The organism is Pseudomonas sp. IT-P4 (assembly GCF_949767755.1).
Lineage (GTDB): Bacteria > Pseudomonadota > Gammaproteobacteria > Pseudomonadales > Pseudomonadaceae > Aquipseudomonas > Aquipseudomonas monachiensis.
In genome coordinates this window covers 173766-180000 of sequence record NZ_CATKPX010000011.1, presented here as the reverse complement: position 1 = coordinate 180000, position 6235 = coordinate 173766, and the positions used below count along the sequence as shown (strand labels likewise).

Annotated in this window: 6 protein-coding genes; 3 read left to right on the top strand and 3 right to left on the bottom strand. The window is 56.5% G+C overall.

All coding sequences use genetic code 11. The annotated features are described in order from the left end of the window. Positions 1-76: 76 nt before the first annotated feature. Both rnt and pyrC read right to left on the bottom strand, forming a co-directional pair. Positions 77-754 (bottom strand): ribonuclease T, encoded by a 678-nt coding sequence (gene rnt, locus ACM6IT_RS00890; protein ID WP_046043606.1) that lies wholly within the window; start codon positions 752-754, stop codon positions 77-79. After that, entirely contained in the window at positions 751-1797 is a 1047-nt protein-coding gene (gene pyrC, locus ACM6IT_RS00885; RefSeq protein ID WP_056726142.1) for a dihydroorotase, read from the bottom strand. Before pyrC ends, rnt begins: the two co-directional genes overlap by 4 nt. Before the next feature lie 159 nt (positions 1798-1956). Between pyrC and ACM6IT_RS00880 the strand changes: the two genes are divergently transcribed. Together ACM6IT_RS00880 and ACM6IT_RS00875 are read left to right on the top strand one after the other, a co-directional pair. Further along, a complete protein-coding gene (locus ACM6IT_RS00880; RefSeq protein ID WP_409078396.1) occupies positions 1957-2862 on the top strand; it encodes a flagellar protein MotY in 906 nt (301 codons plus the stop codon). Between the two features lie 129 nt (positions 2863-2991). Then, positions 2992-4209 (top strand): argininosuccinate synthase, encoded by a 1218-nt coding sequence (locus tag ACM6IT_RS00875; RefSeq protein ID WP_007985864.1) that lies wholly within the window; start codon positions 2992-2994, stop codon positions 4207-4209. Positions 4210-4359: 150 nt separating this feature from the next. Here the strand turns inward: ACM6IT_RS00875 and ACM6IT_RS00870 are convergent, their stop codons facing one another. Continuing rightward, positions 4360-5058, bottom strand: coding sequence for a hypothetical protein (locus tag ACM6IT_RS00870; RefSeq protein WP_223541838.1), 699 nt, complete (start codon positions 5056-5058; stop codon positions 4360-4362). A 545-nt stretch (positions 5059-5603) separates the two neighbouring features. Between ACM6IT_RS00870 and ACM6IT_RS00865 the strand changes: the two genes are divergently transcribed. After that, complete coding sequence (locus ACM6IT_RS00865; RefSeq protein WP_056726139.1) at positions 5604-6230, top strand: response regulator transcription factor; 627 nt, start codon at positions 5604-5606, stop codon at positions 6228-6230. Positions 6231-6235: the final 5 nt, after the last annotated feature.

The window sequence follows — 6235 nt, the reverse complement described above, 5'->3', positions numbered from 1 at the left end:
ATCGAGGCCGGTTTTTTTTATGGGCGGGATAACGCCGGGACTGTGCAGGAGCGAGCAAGCTCGCTCCTGCAACACATCAATCGTCGAAGTCTTCCCAGCCACCCATCTGTTTCCAGCGATTGACGATGCCGCAGAACAGCTCTGCCGTCTTCTCGGTGTCATAGCGAGCCGAGTGAGCCTCGCGACCGTCGAAGTCGATGTCTGCTGCCTGGCAAGCCTTGGCCAGCACGGTCTGGCCGTAAGCGAGGCCGGCGAGCGTTGCGGTATCGAAACTGGAGAACGGATGGAATGGATTGCGCTTCATGTCCAGCCGCGCAACCGCCGCATTGAGGAAGCCCAGGTCGAAGCTGCTGTTATGTCCGACCAGGATCGCCCGTTTGCAGCCATTGGCCTTGAGGGCCTTGCGCACGCCGCGGAAGATATCGTTCAGGGCAGACTCTTCACTCACGGCCATGCGCAGCGGGTGATCAAGCTTGATCCCGGTGAACTCCAGGGCCGCCGCTTCGATGTTCGCGCCTTCGAACGGCTCGACACGGAAGAAGTAGGTGTGATCGGGGTAAACAAAACCCTTTTCATCCATGGCGATGGTGGTCGCGGCGATCTCCAGCAGGGCGTCGGTGGCCGAATTGAAGCCACCGGTTTCTACGTCGACGACTACCGGCAGGTAACCACGGAACCTGGCCGCCATTGGATGACGCGGGCCGCCTCCGCCGCCATTGCCTTCCAGTTCGTCGTCGAAATGGTCTTCACTCACGCGTGTTCCTCCAGCAGGCGCCAGCGCAGTTTTTCACCGGCGCGCAGCGGGATAACGGTCAGCTCGCCAAATGGCAGGCTGGTCGGGGCGGTCCACTCTTCGCGGACCAGGGTGATGCGATCGGTGTTGGCCGGCAGGCCATAGAACCGAGGGCCATTGAGGCTGGCAAAGGCCTCGAGCTTGTCCAGCGCATTGCGCTGTTCGAAGGCTTCGGCATACATCTCGATGGCCGCATAGGCGGTGTAGCAACCGGCGCAACCGCAGGCCGCTTCCTTGGCGTGCTGGGCGTGGGGGGCCGAGTCGGTGCCGAGGAAGAACTTCTCGCTGCCGCTGGTGGCCGCGTCGAGCAGGGCTTCCTGGTGGGTATTGCGCTTGAGGATCGGCAGGCAATAGAAGTGCGGCCGGATCCCACCCACCAGCATGTGGTTGCGGTTGTACAACAGGTGATGCGCGGTAATGGTCGCGCCCACGTTGGCCGAAGCCGAGTTGACGAACTGCACGGCATCGGCGGTGGTGATGTGTTCGAAGACCACTTTGAGGGCCGGGAAACGCTCGACCACGCGACGCATGTGCTCGTCGATGAAGATTTTTTCGCGGTCGAACACGTCGACATCGCCCCGGGTGACCTCACCGTGGATCAACAGCGGCATCCCGACTTCGGCCATGGCCTCGAGTGCAGGGAAGATCTTGTCGATGCTGGTGACGCCAGAATCCGAGTTGGTGGTCGCGCCGGCCGGGTACAACTTGGCGGCGTGAATGAATCCGCTGGCCTTGGCCTCGCGAATTTCTTCGGGCTGGGTGCGGTCGGTCAGGTACAGGACCATCAGTGGCTCGAACAGGCTGCCGGCCGGGCGGGCAGCGAGAATCCGCTGGCGATAGCCGTCGGCTTCGGCCGCATTGCGCACCGGTGGAACCAGGTTGGGCATGATGATGGCGCGGCCAAAGGTGCGCGCGACATCCGCGACGGTATTGGTCAACACGGCACCATCGCGAAGATGAATATGCCAGTCGTCGGGACGCAGCAGGGTCAGGCGGTCGGACATGAGGGGATTCCAGGCGGGTCAAACTCAAGGGAATGCTACCGGAAAAGACTCTTGCAGGCACTCGCTATCAAGTTTTGCAGGAAGCTTCCGATATCCAACAGGTATGCCGTAAACATGTGTGTGTCGGTCTTTTTGTTGTAGAAACCAGTGGAGCCTCCCGTGCGCCAGCGTTATTTAGCCTTGCTCAGTGTGTTTGCCAGCCTTCCGGCGATGGCGCTCACTTTCCAGACACGTCTGGAGAACATTGAGTGGACGGTCGAAGGCGACAAGTTCGAATGCCGCCTGACTCAGCCGGTTACCGACTTCGGCTCTGGCGAGTTCGTGCGTCGTGCCGGCGAGCAGGCGACGTTTCGTCTGAAAGCCTACAACCCGATGATCGGCGGTGGTTCGGCGACCTTGCTGGCCGCTGCCGCGCCGTGGCAGCCGGGTCGTGACGATATCAACCTGGGCACGGTGAGAATCGGCAGTGGCAACGTATTGTTCAACAGCTCACAGGTTCAGGCCGGGCGTCTGATCAGTGGCCTGATGGACGGTCGCAGCCCGGTGGTTCGACATTCTTCGGGGGATGGGCGGGTGTCGGAAGTACGCTTGTTACCGGTCAGGTTCACCCAAGCGTTTGCCGACTACCAGGGTTGTGTGGCGAAACTGTTGCCACAGAATTTCGAACAGGTGAAGCAATCCGAAATCGGCTTCCCCGGCGGCGGAATCGAACTCGACAGCACCGCAAAAGCCAAACTGCAGGTGATGCTGGAGTACATGAAGGCCGATCCGACGGTCAATCACATTGAACTCGACGGGCACTCCGACAACAGCGGCAACCGCCTGACCAACCGCGACCTGTCGCGGCGCCGAGCCCTGGCAGTGATGGAGTTCTTCAAGGCCAACGGCATCCAGGAGTCGCAAATCACCCTGCGTTTCCATGGCGAGCGTTATCCGGTGGCGCCTAACACCAACAACATCAACCGTGCGAAGAACCGTCGAGTAGCGGTACGCCTGGAGCGCGGAGCACCAGTGGAACAAGTCGCCCCGCAAGCGACGAAAGCGGCCACATCGGCAACTTCCTGACTCTTTGGTCATCGTCGCCCTCTCGACATAATCTGTCGCTTCGTCGTCATAAGCTGTCGCGCCACTGTAATTTATTCTGCATGAGCGGTAGACTTCCCGGCTTTCCGTAGAACCCCGTGGAGTGATGGCATGGCGGACGTAAACAAGGTCGTTCTGGCGTATTCCGGCGGCCTGGACACTTCGGTGATCCTCAAGTGGCTGCAGGATACTTATAACTGTGAAGTGGTGACCTTCACCGCTGACCTGGGGCAGGGCGAAGAGGTCGAACCTGCACGCGCCAAGGCTCAGGCCATGGGCGTCAAAGAGATCTACATCGACGACTTGCGCGAAGAGTTCGTGCGCGATTTCGTTTTCCCGATGTTCCGCGCCAACACCGTTTACGAAGGCGAGTACCTGCTGGGTACTTCCATCGCTCGTCCGCTGATCGCCAAGCGCCTGATCGAAATCGCCAACGAAACCGGTGCAGACGCCATTTCCCATGGCGCCACCGGCAAGGGTAACGACCAGGTTCGTTTCGAACTCGGTGCGTACGCCTTGAAGCCAGGTGTGAAAGTGATCGCTCCGTGGCGCGAATGGGACCTGCTGTCCCGTGAAAAGCTGATGGACTATGCCGATAAGCACGCGATCCCGATCGAGCGCCACGGCAAGAAGAAGTCCCCTTACTCCATGGATGCCAACCTGCTGCACATCTCCTATGAGGGCGGCGTGCTGGAAGACACCTGGACCGAGCACGAAGAAGACATGTGGCGTTGGACCGTTTCTCCGGAAAACGCTCCAGACAAGCCGCAGTACCTGGAACTGACCTACCGCAACGGCGACATCGTCGCGCTGGACGGCGTCGAAATGACTCCGGCCACCGTGCTGGCGACCCTGAACCGTATCGGTGGTGAGCACGGTATCGGCCGTCTCGACATCGTCGAGAACCGCTACGTGGGCATGAAGTCCCGTGGTTGCTACGAAACCCCTGGCGGTACCATCATGCTGCGTGCCCACCGTGCGATCGAATCGATCACCCTGGACCGCGAAGTGGCTCACCTCAAAGACGAGCTGATGCCCAAGTACGCCAGCCTGATCTACACCGGCTACTGGTGGAGCCCTGAGCGTCTGATGCTGCAACAGATGATCGATGCGTCCCAGGTCAACGTGAACGGCGTTGTGCGCCTGAAGCTGTACAAGGGTAATGTGATCGTCACTGGCCGCAAGTCCGACGACTCGCTGTTCGACGCTAATATCGCGACCTTCGAAGAAGATGGCGGCGCGTACAACCAGGCGGATGCAGCGGGCTTCATCAAGCTCAACGCCCTGCGCATGCGCATTGCGGCGAACAAAGGCCGGAAGCTGTTCTGAGACCTTTGAAATCGTGATGGTTACCTGGCCTCGTCCTCGACGAGGTCAGGTACCTGAAAACGGGGTGTGACGCCAGTTACTGCGTTGTCGGGTGTTTTCGTATCCGATGATGATTTCCTGTTTTTCTCCTGCTCAATGGCCTGACCTGTACTAAACGTTGTTGTTCGCCGGTTGCTCGGCCTGATCAATGACCGACAGCCTGTGCGAGTCTGGATTGTAGGCCACATAAAAGGCGTCACTGCGCTTGCTGGCCTGCCTTGAATGTTCATGCGCACCGGCTTTCAGTAATTTCTCCGAAACGGCACAAGTGACAAACACAATCACATACGCCGCCTTTTCCCGTGGCCTCTGGATTTTTTCCAGCAGCGCTCCAAACTCGACCTCTCTGTTCATCCAGCGTACATCGACGATGTACAGGTCTTTTACCTGTTCCGGCAGCTGAAGGTGATGCTGGACGGATACGGTGGTTTGCAGACCGATCCCGGTTGGCGGGTCCTGTGCGCCACAGGGCGTTCGGGTTGACTGGCAGTCATTTGTTGACGTCTCCAGTGCGGGGTTTTCAGATGGCTTTGCGGAGGCTTTCTTTTCCGAACGCCCAACATCATCCATGACCTTCATGAAGTGCTTGCCCTTTTCAAAATCGGAAGGCGCATAAAGTGATTTATAGTTGAAGTTGAGTGTCGCGAAAAAAAGTAAAATTAAATAGAACGGAAAGCTGATCAGGAACCAGACGTAGAGTTCTCTTTCCTCCTGATCAAGGAAGGGTAGAGAGACGGCTGCCGAAGTTTCAGATAGCGCTGCGAATATCGCGATAATTGTCATTGGGTTGGTGACTCGTTTGTTTATCATGTTTTGTACTCATGTCGGATTGTCTGTTCTCGAGTGGTTTATGAGGTTGGTTTGATGTAGTGGTTATTGTAATGTTTTTTAGTGTCTGCTGTTTTTTGGTGGGTTATTATTTGTTTGCTGTATTGCTCTTAGGGTTCTTGAGTTTTTGGCATGTTTTAATGATTGCTCAAAAAATATTATTTGCTGTAAGAGTAAATGGATGCTGGGTGTGTGATATTTCCGGTGTGAGTGTTGAATACGTAAATATCAGTTACGTTTTGACGGAGAGGTAGAGGCTAGTGTTTTTCAGGGCGCGGCCGATCAAGCTGGTACTCGGAAAATTTTGGTCGTAAATCGACAGGGGTGGCTGCTGGAAAGTGCGACACACTGACGCTGATACAGTTTTCAATTCATTCCGTTCGAGGGGTTTTTGTAGGAGAAATCCGTGTTGTTTGTAGGGTATGTCTCTTGGTGTGGGTGGCCGGGAGGGGCGACATGCCATGGGTGAAACGACTAGGCTATTGTGCGGGCTCTAAAAATTCGAACAGCGAAAATTGGACTTGCCCATGAATAAAGTGCTGATCGTGGATGATCACCCCGTCATTCGTCTTGCGGTACGTATGCTAATGGAGCGTCATGGCTACGAAGTTATTGCAGAAACCGATAATGGTGTGGACGCACTGCAACTAGCCCGTGAACTTATGCCGGACATTGTCATTCTGGATATCGGGATTCCGAAGCTGGACGGATTGGAAGTCATCGCGCGTTTGTCTTCGGCCTCAATGCCGATGAAAGTGCTGATCTTGACTTCCCAGGCACCGGGACATTTTTCGATGCGTTGCATGCAGTCCGGTGCAGCCGGTTACGTCTGCAAGCAACAAGATCTCACGGAGTTGCTCAGTGCAATAAAGGCCGTGTTGTCAGGTTACAGTTACTTTCCTAATCAAGCCTTGCATACCGTGCGTTGCAGTTTGGGGAATGCCAGTGAGGCCGATATGGTTGATCGGTTGTCGGGGCGGGAAATGATGGTCCTGCAACAGTTGGCCCGAGGAAAGACCAATAAAGAGATTGCCGATGGAATGTTTCTCAGCAATAAAACAGTCAGTACTTACAAGACCCGCCTGTTGCTCAAGCTCAATGCGCGGTCTCTGGTCGATCTGATCGAGCTGGCACAACGCAATGGTCTGGTGTGATGACA